This is a genomic window from Massilia sp. Soil_C_3, from assembly GCF_057657035.1.
In genome coordinates this window covers 148,880-167,956 of record NZ_JBDGJG010000011.1, presented here as the reverse complement: position 1 = coordinate 167,956, position 19,077 = coordinate 148,880, and the positions used below count along the sequence as shown (strand labels likewise).

Here is a 19,077-nt window from a genome sequence, read left to right as displayed (position 1 = left end):
GGTGGAAAAAATTCTCAGCTGTGCCTGATTAACCCTGTCCACCATTCCGGTGCATCTCACTCTGACCCTAATTATTTTGCAAGAAAATATGGGGCAGTTAGGTAGTTCATTATCGGTGCATTTCGCTGCGGCTCAGCATCCTCCTCATTTGTTGCCACAACCCAATTTAAACAGATCCGACCGCCAAAAAAATAATGAGGGTCAGAGTCGATTTATTGGGCAATTCCTCAAAGTTGTCAAACAATTCGACTCCGACCCTCATTGTTCACTGTCGAGTCGGCCATCTGGAAAGGGAGGACTCGGGGGCGAATTATCGGGGGAGCCCGAAAGTTGTCAAACAATTCGACACTGACCCTCATTGGAGGGGTGGCGGCGGGGTCAAGCTGGCTTGGCTAGCCGCGCTTGTGCGGCGCGTGAGCGCCAGTCGTTGGGGACGATGAAGCCACGGTCGACTTCTTCGATGAATTCGCCGTGGCGGCGCATGATGGCGACCAGTACTGGTGTGCTGGAGGATGCGAATTGCGCCGCCAGGGCGGCGTGGAGTTGGGGACGGTCCATCAGTGGCGTCGCCGGCTGCGCGCGCAATGGGGCGAGCCACTGGAGCTTGGGCAGGATCAGGAAATCCTCGCCGGGGACAGCGTCCAGTTCGTCGAGCGCGCACCAGAAGCCGCGGCAGTGGCCGGACGTGATGCCCTGCATCGCGGGCCAGCTGCCGGACGGGTAGAACAGCCAGCCCTTGATGAGGGCTTGCGCCTGGGTCACGGGGAGCGGCAGCAGCGCCTGCGCCGCGGGGTGCTCGCCCAGCGCCAGCTGGCGTTCGAAGACCTTGCGCATCTTGAGGCCCAGGGTGTCGGCCAGGTTGGGGCCGACCAGGGCATCGAGCTCGTGCGGTCCGCCGCCGTCGAGCAGGTAGAACTTGGTGGCGAATTCGATGTGCGTCAGCGCCTCAGGGCCGCGCTCGAGCAGGAAGTCGAATTCGCCTATCGTGTCGTTGCGGCTGGCGCGCACCTGCAGACCGTGGCGCACAAGGCGGCCCTGCTCGGCGAAATAAAAGGCCATCAGCTTCTCGGCGTACAGTCCAAGCCGGGTGTACGTCTTGTCGCCCAGGGCCGCATCGAGCCTGGCGGGGTCCAGGTCGAGTCGGGCCAGCCAGTCGGCCACGTCTTGCGTGACGGGGCCCAGTGTGGCGATACGGCCGGCCCACTCAGGCGCCGCCGCATCGAGCAGGTCGGGCGAGTCGAGCAGCCATGCCAGTGCGCGCACCCGGTCTTGCCGCAGGTGACCCCAGCGGCGCTGAAAGCCGGCCTGGTAACTAGCCGCGCGGTCCAAGGGATCGCGCCCGGCACAGGTCGGCCCAGGCCAGGGCCTTGTTCTCGCCGCGCAGCAGCAGTTCGCCCGGATGCAGCGTTGCCACCAGCGGCGTTTCGCCAAGACGATGGACCTCGCCGCGGGCGCCGGCCAGCGGCTCTTGCAGCGCGCGGCCCAGCAGGCCATTGGTCGCGACCTGGCCCAGGGTCAGCACGGTCGTGGCCCCGGTGAGCGCCAGTTCGCGTTCGACGAAGGGACGGCAGGCGGCGATCTCGCCCGGCGTCGGCGCGCGGTCGCCACCCTTCGCGTTCAGCGGCCGACACTTGACCAGCGGCGTGACATAGACATCGCGCTCGCGCGACAGCCCGACCGCGTGCAGCATATTGTCGAGCAGCTTGCCGGGGTCGCCCGTGAGCGGCTGGCCGGACTCTTCGTCGAGCGCGCTCGGGGTGCCGGCGGCGATCAGCCAGCGCGCCTGGCGCGGACCGGCGCCGTACACCGGCTTGCGGCCCTCACCGCAGGCGCAATCCTTGCAAGCGACGATCGCCTGGCGCAGCCCGGCCCAGTCCAGATTGGCGACGTCGGGCGCCGCCGGTTCGGGCGCGGGGCTGTCGTCCCAGGCCGAGTCGTCGGCAACCGGCGGCGGATTGCGGTAAGGCGGCGCGGACAACGGCGTGTGGACGCGCGCGGCCGGTGCTGGCTCAGGTGCAGGCGCGGGCGCAGATGCAGGCGCAGGTGCAGCGACTGGTGCGGCTGCAGGCGCCACTGCGGGCGCAACGGCTTGCGGCGCCGTCTCGACGACGGCCGCTTCCGGATCCGCCTCGGACTGCGGCACATCGCGCAGTTGCCACAGCGGGCCGATGCCCATCTCGGCCAGGAACAGCGCGTCGCGCTGGCTCGTGTTCTTCATAAATCCAGTCTCATCACGATCGCATCCTCGCGGCTTGCCGGGCCGGCCGGATAGTAGCCCTTGCGGCGGCCGATATGGACATAGCCATGGCGCCGATACACGTCCAGCGCCCGTTCGTTCGACGGCCGCACCTCGAGCAGGATCGACGTCATGCCCTGGCTGCGCGCGCGCGCCGCGACCTCGTCGAGCAGGCGCCGGCCCAGGCCCTGGCGCTGCCGCTTACCGGCCACGGCGACGTCGAGCAGGTGCGCCTCGTCGAGCGCGTACATCAGCAGATAGTAGCCGGCCAGCTCGCCGGCCGCATCGCGCACGGTCCAGCAGTCGTAGCCGCTGACCACGGAATCGACGAAGTTACCACGGCTCCAGGGATAGGGAAAGACGCCGCACTCCAGCGCCCATACCTCGTCCACGTCGGCCGCCGTCATCGGGGCCAGGCGCAAGCCGGTGCCTTCCAGCTCCCTCATGCGCCAGCCTTGGCCTGATTAACGGACTGATTAATGGCCTGACGCTCGGCGCTCGTATACGCGACCTTGTTGCGCAGGTAGATCGGCTGGGCCTGGGCCGCAGGCACGCCCTCCCCTGCCGCCAGCGCGGCGCGCGCCAGCAGCGCCAGCTCGCGCGCATGCGGCACGATGTCGGGCAAGGCGGCTTGCGCGAACGGCTTGTCGGCGAAGGCGTCGGCATACTCTGCGAAGCCATTACCGCAAGCTTGCAGGCGGTCGGCCGCGAGCGGCGCCACATCCTGCGGCGTCGACAGGGTCGGCGCCACCACCTCGCTCCAGCCACCATCGAGGAACCGGTACTGAGCCCAGTACACCTCCCCCATGCGCGCATCCAGCACCGCCAGCACGTCGCCAGCGCCAGTGGCGGCGCGGCAGGCTTCGGCCATCGCCTCCAGCGTCACCAGCGGCAGCACCGGCAGCTTCGCGCCGTAGGCCAGGCCCTGGGCCACGCCGCAGGCGGTGCGCACGCCGGTGAAGGAGCCTGGGCCGGCGCCGAAGGCGACGGCGTCGCAGTCGGCCAGCGCGATGCCGGCCTCGTTCAACAACTCCTGCACCATGGGCAGGACCGATTGCGAGTGGCTGCGCACGCCGGGAGTCGAGCGCACGATGACGTTGTCCCCGACCAGCAGCGCGCAGGACGCCAGCTCGGCCGAGGTTTCGATAGCAAGGATGGTAGACATGCCGCTATTTTAACCTCTCGGCCCGGCGCCTTCCATGGTGGCGCCGCGAATCGCCATCGCAGTGCAACACGATTAAAAAGTCGCTGTACAATGCCGCACATGCAGAGCCTGACCCTCGACTCCACCACCCGCGACGCCGTCGCCGCCGCCATCAACAGCGACGGCTGGACCGTCGCCTGCCTGTGCGCCGCCTGGTGCGGCACCTGCGCCACCTACCGCGCCACCTTCGAAGAGCTGGCGCTGCGCCACCCGGACAAGCAGTTCGTCTGGATCGACATCGAAGACCAGGCCGACCTGGTGGGCGACCTCGACGTCGACAACTTCCCGACCCTGCTGCTGCAGCGCGGCGATACGGTCGCCTTCTTCGGCACCATGGTGCCGGACGGCGGCGTGGCCGATCGGCTGATCCAGGCCCAGGCCGCGCAGAGCGACGAAGAACTGGCGCGCCTGGGGCAGTCGAGCGAAGAACGCCGCACCTGGCAAGAGGAATGCAATCTGCGCGCGCTGCTCGGCGCGCGCTGACCCCGCCCTGATCGCGTCAGCCGTCAAAGCTGTCCCTGCGCTAGCAGTTCGCGCGTACGCGTGAGCGTCGACAGCAAGGCGCTGCGGTAGCCGTTCTCGCCATCCATCCATGCCTGCTCGGCCTGTTCCTGCGCGCCGCCCGGCGCCTTGTCGCGCAAACCCAGGTAGCAGTAGAAGCGCAGCTGCAGCGCACCGTCGGCATCCTCGAACAGTTCGTTGACGATGACGCCTTCGCGCGGGCCCGAGGCCTGGAAGAAGGACACCTTGCGCTCCACCTCGAAGCCGATGATTTCGCGCAGGTCCTGGCCGGCGATCGTGGCCTCGCGCACGATGTGGGTCGCGCTCTCTTCCACCACGTCGGAGCGGGTGCACAGGCCCGGCGGCAGGAACATGCGCGCGTCGCGCGCCTTGCGCACCAGGCCGGCCCAGGCCTGGGCGCGGGTCAACGGGGTCTCTCCTTGCGGGTTGACGGGGACGGTGGCCGTCGAATAAATCATGGCGTTCTCCTTGGTGAGCTGATGTTGAGAAGGTGATGTCGGCTGACACTTCGTATGCTACGCATCCCACAGACGGTCCGAAAGCCGTTATATTTGGACACCCTGTCTCAGTGCTGGAACATATGGACTTGCTTGCGCTTGCCGATTTCAATCTCGTCGCCCGCCACGGCGGATTCGGCCGCGCCGCGCGCGCTAGCGGCCGGCCGAAGGCGACCCTGTCGCGCCGGGTGGCCGGACTTGAGGCCAGCCTCGGCCTGCGGCTGCTGGAACGGGGGGCGCGCACGCTCAAGCTGACCCAGGAGGGGCTGGCGCTGCACGAGCGCACCCGGGTCTTGCTGGCCGAGATCGATGAGACGGCCGAGGCGATCGCGTCGGGCGCGGACCGCCCGCGTGGCCGCCTGCGCATCAGCGCGCCGCTACTGTTCTCGCAGCTCGCGATGGGCAGGCTGGCCGCCGGCTTCGCCCTGCGTTATCCGGATGTGCGGCTTGAGATCACGACCGAGGACCGCAGTGTCGACATGGTCGAGGAAGGCTATGACCTGGCAATCCGGGTCGATCCTGATCCGGACGAGCAGCTCGTCGGGCGCATCTTCCTGCGCGACCGGCTGGTGGTCGTGGCCGGCCCTGGCGTGGCGCGTCCAGGAGAAGGAGAGTCGGCGCCGGCCGTCGTGCGCGGTGCGGGCGACAGCGCATGGAAGCTGCGCCCGGATACCGGCACTGGCACGACCTGCGTGATGGTCGATCCCGTCCTGACCCTGTCGTCGCTCATCATGGTGCTCGATGCGGTGCGCGCCGGCGTCGGCGCCGGGCGTCTGCCGCTGTCGCTCGTCAGCCGCGACCTGGCCGCCGGCACCCTCGTGCACTGGGGCGATGTGGATGCGCCGGAGGTCGCCCTGTGGGCGTTGTATCCTTCGCGGCGCCTGCTCGGCGCCAGGGTGTCGGCCTTCCTCGACTACCTCAAGGAAGCGTTCCCGAAAGGGACCCCGGACGAACTGGCGGCCTGCATCGCCGGCGGCCGCTAGAGATCAAGCCAATTTCAAGGGTAGGCTGCGCAGTCGTTTGCCGGTCAGCCTGAACACCGCCGCCGCCACGGCGGGCGCCACCGGCGGCACGGCCGGCTCCCCCACGCCTTCCGGATGCGCGCCGCTTGCCATCACGATGGTCTCCACATGCGGCGCCTGGCCGATGCGCGGCAGCGGATAGTCGCCGAAGTTCGACTGCAGTATCCTGCCGCCTTCCACCGTGATCTCGCCGGCCAGCGCCGCCGACAGCCCGAACACCACGCCCGACTCGACCTGCTGGGCCACGATATTCGGATTGACCGCCAGGCCGCAATCGATCGCGCACACCACCCGGTGCACGCGGATCTCGCCATCCTCGACCGAGACCTCGGCCACCTGGGCCACCGTGCTGCCGAACGAGCGGTGCAGCGCCACGCCGTGCGCGCGACCGTCGGGCGCCTGGCCGGCGGCGGCCACCGCCGCATCCAGCACCGCCAGCGCGCGCGGCTGGCCCGCCAGCAGGGTGCGCCGCAAGGCCACCGGGTCCTGTCCGGCGGCGTGCGCCACCTCGTCCAGGAACGACTCCTTGAAGAAGGCATTGTGCGAATGCCCGACCGAGCGCCAGTAGCCGATCGGCACCTGGCTGTCCACGATCACGTGCGCCACGCGCTGGTTCGGGATCGCATATTGATGGTCGTATTCTCCCTCGGCCGTGGTCTTGTCCGGCCCCACGCCCGGCAGGCCCAGGCTGCGTTCCACGTACTGGTGGCCGACGGAACCGCTCGCCGATCGGTTATCCCAGGCCACGATGGCGCCGTCCTCGTCCAGATGGGCGGTGAAGCGCGCCAGCGCCGCCGGCCGGTACACGTCGTGCATCGTGTCCTGCTCGCGGGTCCAGATCAGCTGCACCGGCTGGCCGCCCGTGGCCTTGGCCACTGCCACCGCCTGCGCCACCATGTCGACTTCGAGCCGGCGCCCAAAGCCGCCCCCCAGCAGCATGACCTCGATCGCGACATCCTCGCGCGCCACCCCGGCCACGCGCGCGGCGCAATCGACCGCGATGCTCGGCACCTGGGTCGAGGCCCACAGCCGCACCTTGCCGTGCGCGACCTGGGCCGTGCAGTTGACCGGTTCCAGCGCCGCATGGGCCAGGAACGGCGCGCGGTATTCGGCTTGCACCGTGCGCACCGCGCCCTCGACCTCTTGCGCACCCGTCTCGCGATAGACGTAACCGCGTTCCCCGTCGAGCGCGCGCTCCAGGCCGGCCAGGACCGCGGCGCTCGAGAGCGCCGCACCCTCGCCCGGCTGCCAGGTGACCGGCAGGGCCTGGGCCGCCTGGCGCGCCTGCCACCAGGTCGCCGCCACCACCGCCACGCCGGCCCCGGCGCCGGTGCGGCCCTCGAGCGCGGACGAGACGTCGACCACGGCGAGCACGCCCGGCATGCGGCGCACCGCATCGGCGTCGAACGCCGCGACCGTGGCGCCGATCGTCGGCGCCATCGTCAAGGCCGCGTACACCATCCCGGCCGGCCGCGCATCGATGCCGAAGCGCGCATTGCCGTCGGACTTGGCGCGGCTGTCCAGGCGTGGCAAAGGCTTGCCGATCAGTCGGAAGTGTTTCGGTTCCTTCAGGCGCACGTCGCGCGCGGTGAGACCGGCGCCAGCCTGCGCCGCCAGCCCGGCCAGCGCGCCATAACCGGCGCTGCGGCCGTCGACGTGGATCACGAAGCCGTCTTCGGTGTGGCAATCCTTCACGCGCGCGCCCCACTCCTGCGCCGCCGCCTTTACCAGCATCGCGCGCGCCACCGCGCCCGCTTCGCGCATCGGCAGCCAGGCATCGCGCACGCTGCTCGAGCCGCCGGTGAACATGATGCCCAGCTCGCGGCCGATCTTCGCCATCAGCCACTGGGCGCCCTGGGCCGTGTGGCCGCCGTCGTCCGGGTGGAACGGCAGGTTCTCGCTCAGCACCGTGACGTTGGCATAGATCTTGTCGATCGGCGGTGCGATGACGCGCACCGCGTCCAGGCCGAGGTCGAGTTCCTCGGCCACCAGCATCGGCAGCGCCGTGTGCACGCCCTGCCCCATCTCGCTGCGCGGCACCACCACCGACACCGTGCCGTCCGGCGCGAGCGCGACCCAGCCATTGAGCGCGACCTCGTTGCCGGCCAGCGGCAACGGGCGCGCAGGATGCAGGCGCTGGCGCGGCGGCTGCGCGCCCCAGCCGATCAGCAGCGCGCCGCCGGCGGCCAGGCCGGCGAGCAGGAAGTTGCGGCGGCTCTGCCTACGCATGGTGCGTCACTCCCCAGCGCGCCAGGATCTCGTCGTGCGCGAGCGGCTTGCCATACAAATAGCCCTGGGCCAGGTTGCAGCCGTGGCGCAGCAAGAACGCGGCCTGGTCCTCGCGCTCGACGCCTTCGGCGATCACCGACAGGTTCATGCTCTTGCCGAGCTGGATGATGGCGATCGCGATCGCCTCGTCGTCCGGATCCTGCGGGATGTCCTTGATGAAGCTGCGGTCGATCTTGAGGGTCTGCACCGGCAGCTGCTTCAGGTAGGCCAGCGACGAGTAACCGGTGCCGAAGTCGTCGATCGCGAGACAGACGCCGATCGCATGCAGGTCGTTCACGTACTGCAGCGCGTCGCCCGTGTTCATGATCACCGATTCCGTTACCTCGAGCTGCAGGCGCTGCGGCGCCAGGCCAGTGTCCTGCAAGACCCCGGCCACGGCGGCCGCCATGCCGCCGCGCTCGAACTGGCGCACCGACAGGTTGACGGCGATCTTCGGCACCGACAGGCCGCACGCTTCCCACGCCACCATCTGGCGGCAGGCTTCCTGCAGCACCCACTGGCCCAGCTGGCCGATGAAGCCGGTGTCCTCCGCCAGCGGAATGAAGCGGCTCGGCGCGACCTGCCCCAGTTCGGGACTGTTCCAGCGCAGCAGGGCCTCGACCCCGATCAGGCGCCCGCTGTCGATCTCGACCTGCGGCTGGTAGGCCAGATAGAACTCGTGCTTGTCGATCGCGCGCCGCAGCAGCGCCTCCATGCGCAGGCGCAGCTCGCCGTCGCCGCTCATCGCCGGCGCGTAGAACTGGTAGCCGTTGCGGCCGCGCGCCTTGGCCTGGTACATCGCCACGTCGGCATTGCGGATCAGGATGTGCATGTCGCGCCCGTCCTGCGGATACAGGCTGATGCCGGCGCTGCCGGTGACAAACAGCTCATAGCCCGAGACGTCGAAGGGCTGCTCGAACATCGCCATGAGCTTGTCGGCCACGCGCGTGGCGCCACGCATGCCGTCGACGTCTTCCAGCAGCACGATGAATTCGTCGCCGCCCAGGCGGGCCAGGGTGTCGCCTTCGCGCAGGCAGCGCGACAGCGCCAGCGCCGCCTGCTTGAGCAACTCGTCGCCCACGTGGTGGCCGAGCGTGTCGTTGACGTTCTTGAAGCGGTCAAGGTCGATGAACATCACCGCCAGCTGCTCATCGTCGCGTTCGGCGCGCGCCATCGCGTGGCGCAGGCGGTCGTGGTACAGCAGGCGGTTGGGCAGCGCGGTCAGCGCATCGTGGTGGGCCAGGTGGTCGAGCTGGATCTGCGATTCGCGCTCGCGCGTGATGTCGCTGAACACGCACACATAGTGGGTGGTGGCGCCGTCGTCGTCGCGCACCGCCGACACCGTGAGCGCTTCCAGGTAGGCTTCGCCGCCCTTGCGCGTGTCCCAGATCTCTCCGCGCCAGAAGCCGGATACGTCGAGCTCGCGCCACAGTTCCTGGTACAGGGAGGGATCGTTGCGGCTGCCTGACCCGTCGTGCGAAGACAGGCTCGATGAGCGCCCCACGGCTTCATGCTCGGCATAGCCGGTGATGCGAGTAAACGCGGGATTGGTGGCCGCGATCCGCCCATGCACGTCGAGCACCATCACGCCGTCGGCGATGTGTTCCAGCACATTGGCCGACAGGCGCAGCTTTTCCTCGGCCAGCTTGCGTTCGGTGATGTCGGCGAACACCCAGATGCTGCCCTCGTTGGCGCGGTTCGGCTCGAGCGCACAGCCGCTCATCAGGCACCAGAACAGGCTGCCGTCGCGGTGGCGCAGCTGGCGCTCCTCGCCCAGGTCCATGCTTTTCTCGAGCAGCGGATACTGTTCGACGCCGATGCGGTCATAGCCCTCCTGATTGGGATACAGGACTGCGGTCGACTGCCCCACCATCTCGCCTTCGCCGTAGCCGAACAGCTCTTCGCAGCGGCGGTTGCTCGAGACTATGCGGCGCTGGCGCACGAACAGCACGCCGAACATGACGTTGTCCAGGATCGCGGCCTGCTCGGCCAGCAGCGCCTCGATGCGCATCTCGTCGTGGCGGCGCTCGCTGATGTCCGAGATGATGCCGTCCACCCGCACGCCATCAGGCCCATGCAGCGCCGGATCCCAGGCGGCCTGAGGCTGGCCGTGTTCCTGCACCCAGCGCTCGATGCCATGGGCGTCGACGATCCGGTATTCCATCTCGTAAGCGGCGCCCGACCGGGCCGCGTCGCGGACGGTGCGGTAGTAGACGCGCCGGTCTTCCGGATGGACGATGGTGGCCCAGTCGGAGGTAGTGGCGCACATGAAGCGCGCCGACGGGTAGCCGGTGATCTTCTCGATCTCGTCGCTGACGAATTCGATCGGCCCGCCCGCGCGCACCCGGTAGACGGCGCCCGGGACCTGGGTCACGATGGTGCGGAACTGTTCCTCGCGGCGCGCGACGTCGGCGAACAGGTCGCGGATCGCCAGGCGCATGCGTTCCATCTGCTCGCCCAGTCGCCCCAGCTCGTCGTGGGCCGACAGCGCCAGCGGGGTCTCGAAGTCGCCGCGCGCCAGGCGGTCCGAAAAGCGCATCAACTGGCGCAGTGGCGACAGCAGGCGCCGCCGCAGCAGCAGCGCGATCAGGAGCAGCGACACCGCCAGTTGCAGCGCCAGCACCAGCGCATAATTGCCCTGCAGCGTGTCGTTCAGGCTGGCGCCTGCGCGCTGCTGCAGGCCGACCAGCAGGTAGCCGCCGACCACGGCGGGGGCCAGCAGGCCGGCGAACACCACCAGCAGCAGCGCACCGTAAAGCGAACGGCCGTACAGCGAACGCAGGCGGGACGGGGTGCGGGCAACGGGACTCGACATGGACGCGGGACTGTCGGGCGAGCCCGATGCATAAAGGATTGCCAGATTATGCACAGTTGCTTGCCGGGAGTCACTAACTATGCGGATGACACCGTCGGCGGGGCGCGACAGGACTTGTTATGATGGGGCGATTCTTACATAGGAGAACCAGATGAGCCATTCCCTGTATGCCGCTTCGGTGCCGGTGTTCCGCCAACTGCTGGGCAGCCTGGCCGCGGTGCTGGAAAAGGCCGAGGCCCACGCCCAGGAACGCCGCATCGAGCCGGACGCCCTGCTGCAGGCGCGCCTCTATCCCGACATGTTCCCGCTGGCCAGGCAGATCCAGATCGCTACCGACTTCGCCAAGGGCGCCACTGCGCGCCTGGCCGGGGTCGAGCCGCCGCGCTACGAGGATGGCGAGCGCACTTTCGCCGAGCTGCAGCAACGGATCAGCAAGACGCTGGGCTTCATCGACAGCCTGGAACAAGCGGACGTGGAAGCCGGCGCCACCCGCGCCATCACCCATGGCAGCGGCGACCGGGCGCGCCATTTCGACGACGGCGCACACTACCTGACGCACTTCGCGCTGCCGCAGTTCTTCTTCCACGCGACGACGGCCTACGCGATCCTGCGCCACAACGGCGTCCCGATCGGCAAGAAGGATTTCATCGGGGCCTATTGACAGGCTTCGCGGCACTTAACTTAACTATTCCGGCGCGGATAACCCTGCGCCAGGATGCGCTGCCACACGACTTCCTTCGCGGCAGCGTCCATCGACACCCAGTGGGCGACTTCGGCGACCGTGCGGCCGCAGCCGCGGCACACCTCGTCGAAGGTGGTCGAGCACACCGCCACGCACGGGGTATCGGGACGCTCGGCCGGCGCCGGCGCGGCGGCGCGGTCTTCAGGCCGGGCCGACATCGAGCTTGTCCCAGCCTTCGTGGCCGAGCTTTTCCATGGTGGCGATATTCTTTTCGAAGATCTCTTCCGCTTCCGGGAAGGCCTCGACCGCGCGCGCGATGCTGTCCTCGCGCAGCAGGTGCAGGATCGGGTACGGCGCGCGGTTGGTGTAGTTCGCGATGTCGTTGGCGTCGCTGTCCGCGAACTGGTAATCCGGGTGGAAGGAAGCCACCTGCAACTCACCGTCGAGCTGCATGTCCTCGACCGCGACGTCGGCCACGTCCAGGAATTCGTTGTAGTCCTCGAAATCGTTCAGCACGAAGGGGTGGATGAGCAAGGTCGTGTCGATCTGCTCGGGGCTGGTATCGGACAGGCGCTGCAACTCATCCATCAAGGACTCAAGCAATTGCTCGGGCGTGGTGGCGTTCGAGACGACGTAGCGCACCTGCTCCTTGACATGGACCGACTTGGCGAAGGGACAGAGATTGAGGCCGATGACGGCCCGCTCCAGCCACTTGAGGGTGGCGGCGACGATGGCATCGTCGTCGGCGTTCAGATTGGGGGTGCTCATGGTGAAACTTTCGAAAGCAAGGCGAACGGCAAAGCCTGGATTGTACGCACTCTTTGCGCCCACTCATAGTTCGACCCCGCCACGGCGCTAAGGTTTGCCAGACGCGGCCGTTATCCGGGATGGGTCGGGCAAACAGCGTCCTGCTCGTCAATATCCGTGATATGTGCGGCATCTTCTGTTTTCATGATGCCAACGGATGACATCTGTCCTTCGATTTGAATTGTAACGACAGCGACTTAATTCTTGACTGACTCGACAATTGATACGTACACTGCCCTTCTGTCCTGTCCCTTCGTTCCTGGACGCAACATTGGAAACGCCTCACATGAAGCCCATGCACGATACGAAACGTTCCATCTTCACCCTGGCTGCGCTGGCCCTCCTGGCAGCAGCACCGCTCTGCCAGGCGATGGACGCGGCCCCGGCTTCTGGCGCCCACGCCGCTTCCAGCTACGAACGCCCGGCACTGTCGCCGTCGACGATGAAGCTCGATGCCGACGAATACCGCGAGACCGACGTCTGGGGCCGCATCCGCAGCGGCTACGCGATTCCCGACCTGAACAATGCCCTGGTAACGCGTCACGCCCAGGCCTATGCCGCGCATCCGGGCAACCTGTCGCGCATTTCCGGACGCGCCTCGCCTTATCTGTACCACGTGGTGTCGGAACTGGAAAAGCGCGGCATGCCGACCGAGCTGGCGCTGCTGCCGGTGATCGAGTCGGCGTTCAATCCGCAAGCCATGTCGAGCGCCAACGCCGCCGGCCTGTGGCAGTTCGTGCCGGGCACCGGCAAGGATTTCGACCTGCGCCAGAATATGTTCAAGGACGAGCGGCGTGGCGTGGTCGCCTCGACCGACGCCGCCCTCTCCTATCTGCAGCGCCTGTACACGATGTTCGGCGACTGGCCGCTGGCCCTGGCGGCGTATAACTGGGGCGAAGGTAATGTCCAACGCGCCATCAAGAAAAACCAGGAACTGGGCAAGCCGACCGACTTCGACAGCCTGGCCGAGCTGATGCCGGCCGAGACCCGCAACTACGTGCCTAAATTGCAGGCGGTCAAGAACGTGGTGGCCAATCCTTCGCAGTACGGCGTCACCCTGCCGGCGATCGACAACCAGCCTTATTTCACCACGGTCGACAAGACCAGCGACATCGACCTGGCCATCGCGGCCCAATTGGCCGAAATGTCGCTCGACGAATTCAAGGCGCTCAATCCGCAATTCAAGAAGCCGGTCATCATCGGCGGCGAGCGCACCAAGATCCTGCTGCCGACCGAGAACGCCGAGAAATTCCACATTAACCTGGCGCAATGGGGCCATGCGCTGTCGACCTGGACCACGCACAGGATCACCGGCGCCCGCGTGACCATCGCCCAGCTGGCCTCGAAGTTCGGCACCACGCCCGAAGTCATCCGCCAGGCCAACAACATCCCGCCGCAGTCGCGCCTGAAAGCCGGCTCGACGATCCTGGTGCCGAAGACCTCGGCCTCGAGCCATGGCGACATCGCCGAGAACATCATCGAGAACGCCGTCGTCGCCTTCGAGGCCGACCGCGGCAAGGCCAAGCGCAATGCCTCGCGCTTCAAGGCCAAGGCGAGCGCCAGCAAAAACAGCAAGCGCATCGCCCGCAATACTTCTTCCAAGCGCAAGCAGCGCTGATGTTGCCGTGCAGCATTAGCTGCACGGTTTTACGCGCTGTCGTGCAAACAAACGGAAAAACCTGTATAGTTCTGTTTGTGCGCTGCGACATCGCGCCCGCTCGATACGATCTCCAGGAGATTCGATGAGCCGGCAGCAACAGCGTTAGCAGTACAACCAGCAGCTACGCAAACCCCAGGCAGCTCGACATAGAGCGCCTTTCCAAAGCCTCCCGCCTTGTGTGTCGTTTCCAGACACCGTCCCGGCGCAAAGCTTTTGTGCCGAAATTTCTTTCACTACTAAGTCATTTCGTTTGTCGGTTCGCGTTGCATTTTTACGTTCGCGCCACATGTGCGAACGCATGATTTATTTCGAAAGTAAAACACATGAGTTTTGAAGCACTTGGCCTGCACGCGTCCATCGTCCAGGCAGTCGTCGACAGCGGCTACACCACCCCGACCCCGGTCCAGTTGCAAGCCGTCCCTGCAGCCATCGCCGGCCGCGACCTGCTGGTGTCCTCGCAAACCGGCTCGGGCAAGACCGCGGCCTTCATGCTGCCGGCCCTGCATCGCCTGGCCAACGCCGAGCCTACCCCGGTCGGCAAGACCCCTGCACAAGAAGCGCAGGCTGCCAAGGCACGCGGCGAGCGCGTCCGTTTCAAGCCGGCCCAGCCGAAGATGCTGGTCCTGACCCCGACCCGCGAACTGGCCCTGCAAGTGACCAGCAACACCGACAAGTACACGGCCCATATGCGCCGCGTGCGCTGTGTCTCGATCCTGGGCGGCATGCCTTACCCGAAGCAGATGCAACTGCTGGCCAAGAATCCTGAGATCCTGGTCGCCACCCCTGGCCGCCTGATCGACCATATGGACTCGGGCAAGATCGACTTCTCGCAGCTCGAGATCCTGGTGCTGGACGAAGCCGACCGCATGCTCGACATGGGCTTCATCGACGACATCGAGAAAATCGTCGCCGCGACGCCATCGACCCGCCAGACCATGCTGTTCTCGGCAACCCTGGACGGCGTCGTGGGCAATATGGCCCGTCGCATCACCACCGATCCGATGACGATCCAGATCGCCAGCGCCGGCAACCGCCACGAGAACATCGTTCAGCGCGTGCACTTTGTCGACGACCTGTCGCACAAGAACCGCCTGCTCGACCACCTGCTGCGCGACGAGTCGATGGACCAGGCCGTGGTGTTCACCGCCACCAAGCGTGACGCCGACATGATTGCCGACCGCCTGAACATCGCCGGTTTCGCCGCCGCCGCACTGCATGGCGACATGCACCAGGGCGCCCGTAACCGCACGCTCGACGGCATGCGCCGCGGCAGCGTGCGCGTGCTGGTGGCCACCGACGTCGCCGCGCGCGGCATCGACGTGCCGACCATCACCCACGTGGTGAACTACGACCTGCCGAAGTTCCCCGAGGACTACGTGCACCGTATCGGCCGTACCGGCCGCGCCGGCCGCAACGGCACCGCGATCTCGCTGGTCAACCACGCCGAGAACATGAACATCCGCCGCATCGAACGCTTCACCCGCCAGCCGATCCCGGTCAATGTGGTCGAAGGTTTCGAGCCGAAGCGCAGCGCGGCGCCACGCACGGCAGCGCGTCCGGGCTGGAAGCCGGGCGACGGCCGCAATGCCGGCAAGCCGGCCCAGCGCGGTTTCGGCAAGCCGACCGGCCCGCGTGAAGGCGGTTACGCCGACCGCGCGCCACGCGAAGGCTTCGCGGCGCGTCCGCAGGGCGACCGTCCTGCCGGCGAGAGCCGTTACGCCGACCGTGGCCCGCGCGAGGGTTACGCGCCGCGTCCGCAAGGCGACCGTCCGGCCGCCGACCGTGCGCCACGCGACGGCAACCGCTTCGGCGGCCCGCGCGAAGGCCAGGCCCAGGGCCAGCGCCGCGAAGGCGGCTACAAGGGCGCCCACCCGCGCTCGATGGACGGCGCACGCCGTTCGTTCGGCGAGTAATCTCCGAACGCTTAACAGCAAACTGCAGTAACCCGTCGTCCCCGCGCAGGCGGGGACCCAAGTTTCTCAGCAGGCCACTTACGGATACCGAAGTGGCTGTGCCGGCAACCTTGGGTCCCCGCCTTCGCGGGGACGACGTTTTTTGGGCCAACGAAAAAAGTACCTCGCGGGCTCGCCGCCAAGCGCCGGCGCCCGACTTGCGCGATAATTCCACGATCAACGATAACCGGATATCCCATGAGTACCAGCGACCAACCCATCAAACTCACCTCGTTCTCGCACGGCGGCGGCTGCGGCTGCAAGATCGCGCCCGGCGTGCTGGCCGAGATCCTCAAGTCGTCCGGCGGCTTTCCGCTGCCGAAGGAGCTGATGGTCGGCATCGAGACCTCGGACGACGCCGCGGTCTACCTGCTCAATGACGAGCAGGCGCTGGTCGCCACCACCGATTTCTTCATGCCGATCGTCGACGACCCGTTCGACTTCGGCCGCATCGCCGCCACCAATGCGATCTCGGACGTGTACGCGATGGGCGGCACCCCGATCATGGCGCTGGCCCTGGTCGGCATGCCGATCAACAAGCTGCCGCTCGAGACCATCGGCCAGATCCTGGAAGGCGGTGCATCCATCTGCCGCGAAGCCGGCATCCCGATCGCCGGCGGCCACACGATCGACTCCGTTGAACCGATCTATGGCCTGGTGGTGATGGGCCTGGTGCACCCGTCGAAGGTCAAGACGAACAGCGCCGCCCGCGCCGGCGACGTGCTGGTGCTGGGCAAACCCCTCGGCGTGGGCGTGCTGTCGGCTGCGCTCAAGAAGGGCGTGCTGGGCGAGGACGGCTATGCGGCCATGATCGCCAACACCACCAAATTGAACAAGCCGGGCCGCCTGCTGGCCGACATGCCCGGCGTGCACGCCATGACCGACGTCACCGGCTTTGGCCTCTTGGGCCACCTGCTCGAACTCGCGCGCGGCGCCCGGACGCACGCGACACTTGATATGCCGGCGATCCCCCTGCTGCCCGGCGTGCTGCAACTGGCGCACGACGGCTTCTTCACCGGCGCCTCGGGACGCAACTGGGATGCCTACGGCAAGGACGTGCAGCTCGACGATGCCCTCACCCCGGCCCAGCGCGCGCTGCTGACCGATCCGCAAACTTCGGGCGGCCTGCTGGTGGCCTGCGATCCGGCCTCGGTCGACGAGGTGCTGGCCCTGTTCGCGCGCGAAGGGTTCGCGGAGGCGGCGGTGGTCGGCCGCATCGAAGCCGGCGCCGCCGGCGTCACCGTTCGCGCCTGACGTATTACCGACCCGGGCGCCGCGCGGCGCCCGTCAGTGGCCACCTCGCCCGTCACCCCCGCCTTCACTGCGGCCATCGCCCCGCGCAAACAGCTTGTCGCGCGCCAGCCTGCTGATCGCCACCGTGGCCGGATGGCTCATGCGGCGCTCGGTCGTGATCGCATACACCTGCTCGACCACCGACTCGACCTCGCCCAGCGCGACCAGGCCGTACTGGCTGCTGACCTGGGCCGCAATCACGCTCGGCGCGAAGAACACGCCGGCGCCCGAGCGGCCGAAGGCCTGGATCATCGCGCTGTCGTCGAACTCCCCCACCACGCGCGGATGCACGTCGCAGCGTTCGAGCCAGCGCAGCAGCCGCTGGTGGATCGCGAAATCCTCGCCCGGCAGCAGCATGGGCGCATTGTGCAGGCAGGCCGGGAACGGCTGGTCGAAGGTGGCCGCCAGCGCTTCGGTACAGAAGGCCGTCATCGGGCTCTCGCCCAGCAAGTGGTTATAGGCGCGCACGCTGAAGTGGCCCGGGATCGGGCGGTCGGCGACCACCAGGTCGAGCCGGTGCACGGCCAGGTCGGCGATCAGGCTGTCGAGCCGCCCTTCACGGCAGATCAGCTTGACGGGGTCTTTCAGCCTGAGCGCCGGCTCGACCAGGTCGACGGCGATCAGCTTGGAGACCGAATCGGCGCAACCGACGCGATAGGACGTGGTCGCAAAGGCCTGGTCGCGCACCAGCTCAAGCAGCTCGTCGCCCGTATTGAAGATGGCTTCGGCATAGCTCACGATGCGGCGCCCGGTGTCGGTCAGTTCGAGCTTGCGCCCGACCCGGCGAAACAGCTCGACACCCAGGCTGTCGGCGAATTCGGACAGCTGGCCCGAGATCGAGTGCGGGGTGAGGTGCAGCTGCTCGGCTGCGCGCGCAATGCTGCCGGTTTTCGCTACCATCCAGAAGTAACGCAGGTGTTTATAGTTGAGTGTCGACACGGCGCTCTCGCGTAAAGATCGAAAAACTCGATGTTACATCAAACTATATTCGATTTGTACGATGTATTGGCGCAACTTATAGTGTGGTTTTTACCCATTGGAGGACTGTCATGCCCCCTCGTCTCACTGTCAGTACAAGGAGTGCCCGATGAACGGATTGGAAACCATCGCAAGCCCCATGATGTGGGCCGGCTTCGTCGGCTTCGTGCTGGTCATGCTCGCGCTCGACCTGTTCGTCTTTGGCGGTAACAAGGCGCATAAGGTCAGCGTCAAGGAAGCAGGCATCTGGTCGCTGGTCTGGGTCAGCCTGGCGCTGATCTTCAACGCCTGTCTGTATTTCTACCTGAAGGACACCGCCGGCCCCGAGATCGCGAGCCAGAAGTCGCTCGAGTTCTTCTCTGGCTACCTGATCGAGAAAGCGCTGTCGGTCGACAACGTCTTCGTGTTCCTGCTGATCTTTACCGCCTTCCAGGTGCCGCAGCAATACCAGCGCCGCGTCCTGATCTATGGCGTGCTGGGTGCGATCATCATGCGCGCCATCATGATCAGCGCCGGCGCGTGGGTCGTGAGCGAATTCAGCTGGGTCCTGTACCTGTTCGGCGCCTTCCTGCTGTTCACCGGTATCCGCATGCTGGTGGCGGTCGACGAAGAACCGGACGTGGCCAACAACCCGATCCTGAAGCTGGCGCGCAAGCACCTGCGCGTGGCCGAGGGCGACCATGGCGAGAAGTTCTTCGTGCAAAAGGATGGCCTGCGTTTCGTCACGCCGCTGTTCCTGGTGCTGATCCTGATCGAAGTGACCGACCTGATCTTCGCGGTGGACTCGATCCCGGCGATCTTCGCGATCACGACCGACCCGTTCATCGTGTTCACGTCGAATATGTTCGCGATCCTGGGCTTGCGTGCGCTGTATTTCCTGCTGGTCGACGTGGCTGACCGCTTCCACCTGCTCAAGTATGGCCTGGCGATGGTCCTGACCTTCATCGGCGTCAAGATGCTGATCATGCCGTGGTATCACATCCCGGTGCAGGCTTCGCTGACCGTCGTGGCAGTCCTGATCGCTGGTAGCTGCATCGCCAGCCTGATGATCAAGCCAAAAGACGAAGCAAAGTAATACATCGGAAATAATAGATAGGGTGGACGGGGACGCCGAGTCGGCTGTGCCGTCCACCCTATTTTT

17 protein-coding genes are annotated in these 19,077 nt (G+C 66.8%); 7 read left to right on the top strand and 10 right to left on the bottom strand.

Annotated elements, in window-relative coordinates; all coding sequences use genetic code 11:
- Positions 1-378: 378 nt before the first annotated feature.
- From AC3A6F_RS22330 to tsaB, 4 genes are read right to left on the bottom strand one after another with little or no spacing between them, the layout of a single operon-like run.
- Entirely contained in the window at positions 379-1,329 is a 951-nt protein-coding gene (locus AC3A6F_RS22330; protein ID WP_487685140.1) for a DUF1853 family protein, read from the bottom strand.
- Positions 1,313-2,218, bottom strand: coding sequence for a uracil-DNA glycosylase (locus AC3A6F_RS22325; protein ID WP_487685137.1), 906 nt, complete (start codon positions 2,216-2,218; stop codon positions 1,313-1,315). The genes AC3A6F_RS22330 and AC3A6F_RS22325 overlap by 17 nt, the downstream gene beginning before the upstream one ends.
- The gene (gene rimI, locus AC3A6F_RS22320) at positions 2,215-2,682 is read right to left on the bottom strand and encodes a ribosomal protein S18-alanine N-acetyltransferase (RefSeq protein WP_320475524.1); all 468 of its coding nucleotides are present in this window, start codon (positions 2,680-2,682) and stop codon (positions 2,215-2,217) included. Before rimI ends, AC3A6F_RS22325 begins: the two co-directional genes overlap by 4 nt.
- On the bottom strand, positions 2,679-3,401 hold the full coding sequence (gene tsaB, locus AC3A6F_RS22315; RefSeq protein ID WP_487685134.1) for a tRNA (adenosine(37)-N6)-threonylcarbamoyltransferase complex dimerization subunit type 1 TsaB: 723 nt from the start codon (positions 3,399-3,401) through the stop codon (positions 2,679-2,681). The genes rimI and tsaB overlap by 4 nt, the downstream gene beginning before the upstream one ends.
- 99 nt (positions 3,402-3,500) lie before the next feature.
- On the opposite strand from tsaB, the gene AC3A6F_RS22310 reads away from it, so the two are divergent.
- On the top strand, positions 3,501-3,923 hold the full coding sequence (locus AC3A6F_RS22310; RefSeq protein WP_487685131.1) for a thioredoxin family protein: 423 nt from the start codon (positions 3,501-3,503) through the stop codon (positions 3,921-3,923).
- 23 nt (positions 3,924-3,946) lie between these two features.
- Here the strand turns inward: AC3A6F_RS22310 and AC3A6F_RS22305 are convergent, their stop codons facing one another.
- Positions 3,947-4,420: an AtaL-like protein gene (locus AC3A6F_RS22305; RefSeq protein WP_487685128.1), complete on the bottom strand. Its 474-nt coding sequence runs from the start codon at positions 4,418-4,420 to the stop codon at positions 3,947-3,949.
- Between the two features lie 122 nt (positions 4,421-4,542).
- Here AC3A6F_RS22305 and AC3A6F_RS22300 point away from each other — a divergent pair, with 122 nt between their 5' ends.
- Positions 4,543-5,442 (top strand): LysR family transcriptional regulator, encoded by a 900-nt coding sequence (locus tag AC3A6F_RS22300; protein ID WP_487685126.1) that lies wholly within the window; start codon positions 4,543-4,545, stop codon positions 5,440-5,442.
- 3 nt (positions 5,443-5,445) lie between these two features.
- On the opposite strand, the gene AC3A6F_RS22295 is transcribed toward AC3A6F_RS22300, so the two are convergent.
- On the bottom strand, positions 5,446-7,710 hold the full coding sequence (locus AC3A6F_RS22295) for a xanthine dehydrogenase family protein molybdopterin-binding subunit (RefSeq protein WP_487685123.1): 2,265 nt from the start codon (positions 7,708-7,710) through the stop codon (positions 5,446-5,448).
- The gene (locus tag AC3A6F_RS22290) at positions 7,703-10,564 is read right to left on the bottom strand and encodes a sensor domain-containing protein (protein ID WP_487685120.1); all 2,862 of its coding nucleotides are present in this window, start codon (positions 10,562-10,564) and stop codon (positions 7,703-7,705) included. The genes AC3A6F_RS22295 and AC3A6F_RS22290 overlap by 8 nt, the downstream gene beginning before the upstream one ends.
- A gap of 151 nt (positions 10,565-10,715) precedes the next feature.
- Between AC3A6F_RS22290 and AC3A6F_RS22285 the strand changes: the two genes are divergently transcribed.
- Complete coding sequence (locus AC3A6F_RS22285) at positions 10,716-11,225, top strand: DUF1993 domain-containing protein (RefSeq protein WP_487685117.1); 510 nt, start codon at positions 10,716-10,718, stop codon at positions 11,223-11,225.
- A gap of 20 nt (positions 11,226-11,245) precedes the next feature.
- Here AC3A6F_RS22285 and AC3A6F_RS22280 read toward each other — a convergent pair whose 3' ends face one another.
- Both AC3A6F_RS22280 and AC3A6F_RS22275 read right to left on the bottom strand, forming a co-directional pair.
- Complete coding sequence (locus tag AC3A6F_RS22280) at positions 11,246-11,464, bottom strand: DUF1289 domain-containing protein (protein ID WP_487685114.1); 219 nt, start codon at positions 11,462-11,464, stop codon at positions 11,246-11,248.
- Entirely contained in the window at positions 11,448-12,014 is a 567-nt protein-coding gene (locus AC3A6F_RS22275) for a DUF1415 domain-containing protein (RefSeq protein ID WP_487685111.1), read from the bottom strand. The genes AC3A6F_RS22280 and AC3A6F_RS22275 overlap by 17 nt, the downstream gene beginning before the upstream one ends.
- A gap of 325 nt (positions 12,015-12,339) precedes the next feature.
- Here AC3A6F_RS22275 and AC3A6F_RS22270 point away from each other — a divergent pair, with 325 nt between their 5' ends.
- From AC3A6F_RS22270 to selD, 3 genes are all read left to right on the top strand, one after another.
- Positions 12,340-13,671 (top strand): transglycosylase SLT domain-containing protein, encoded by a 1,332-nt coding sequence (locus tag AC3A6F_RS22270; RefSeq protein WP_487685108.1) that lies wholly within the window; start codon positions 12,340-12,342, stop codon positions 13,669-13,671.
- A gap of 365 nt (positions 13,672-14,036) precedes the next feature.
- Positions 14,037-15,626 carry a DEAD/DEAH box helicase gene (locus AC3A6F_RS22265; RefSeq protein WP_487685105.1) on the top strand — a complete coding sequence of 530 codons (1,590 nt, stop codon included), beginning with the start codon at positions 14,037-14,039 and terminating at the stop codon, positions 15,624-15,626.
- 237 nt (positions 15,627-15,863) lie between these two features.
- On the top strand, positions 15,864-16,919 hold the full coding sequence (selD, locus tag AC3A6F_RS22260; protein ID WP_487685102.1) for a selenide, water dikinase SelD: 1,056 nt from the start codon (positions 15,864-15,866) through the stop codon (positions 16,917-16,919).
- 33 nt (positions 16,920-16,952) lie between these two features.
- On the opposite strand, the gene nhaR is transcribed toward selD, so the two are convergent.
- Positions 16,953-17,897, bottom strand: coding sequence for a transcriptional activator NhaR (nhaR, locus tag AC3A6F_RS22255; protein WP_487685099.1), 945 nt, complete (start codon positions 17,895-17,897; stop codon positions 16,953-16,955).
- 148 nt (positions 17,898-18,045) lie between these two features.
- Between nhaR and AC3A6F_RS22250 the strand changes: the two genes are divergently transcribed.
- Positions 18,046-19,011 carry a TerC family protein gene (locus AC3A6F_RS22250; RefSeq protein WP_487685096.1) on the top strand — a complete coding sequence of 322 codons (966 nt, stop codon included), beginning with the start codon at positions 18,046-18,048 and terminating at the stop codon, positions 19,009-19,011.
- Positions 19,012-19,077: the final 66 nt, after the last annotated feature.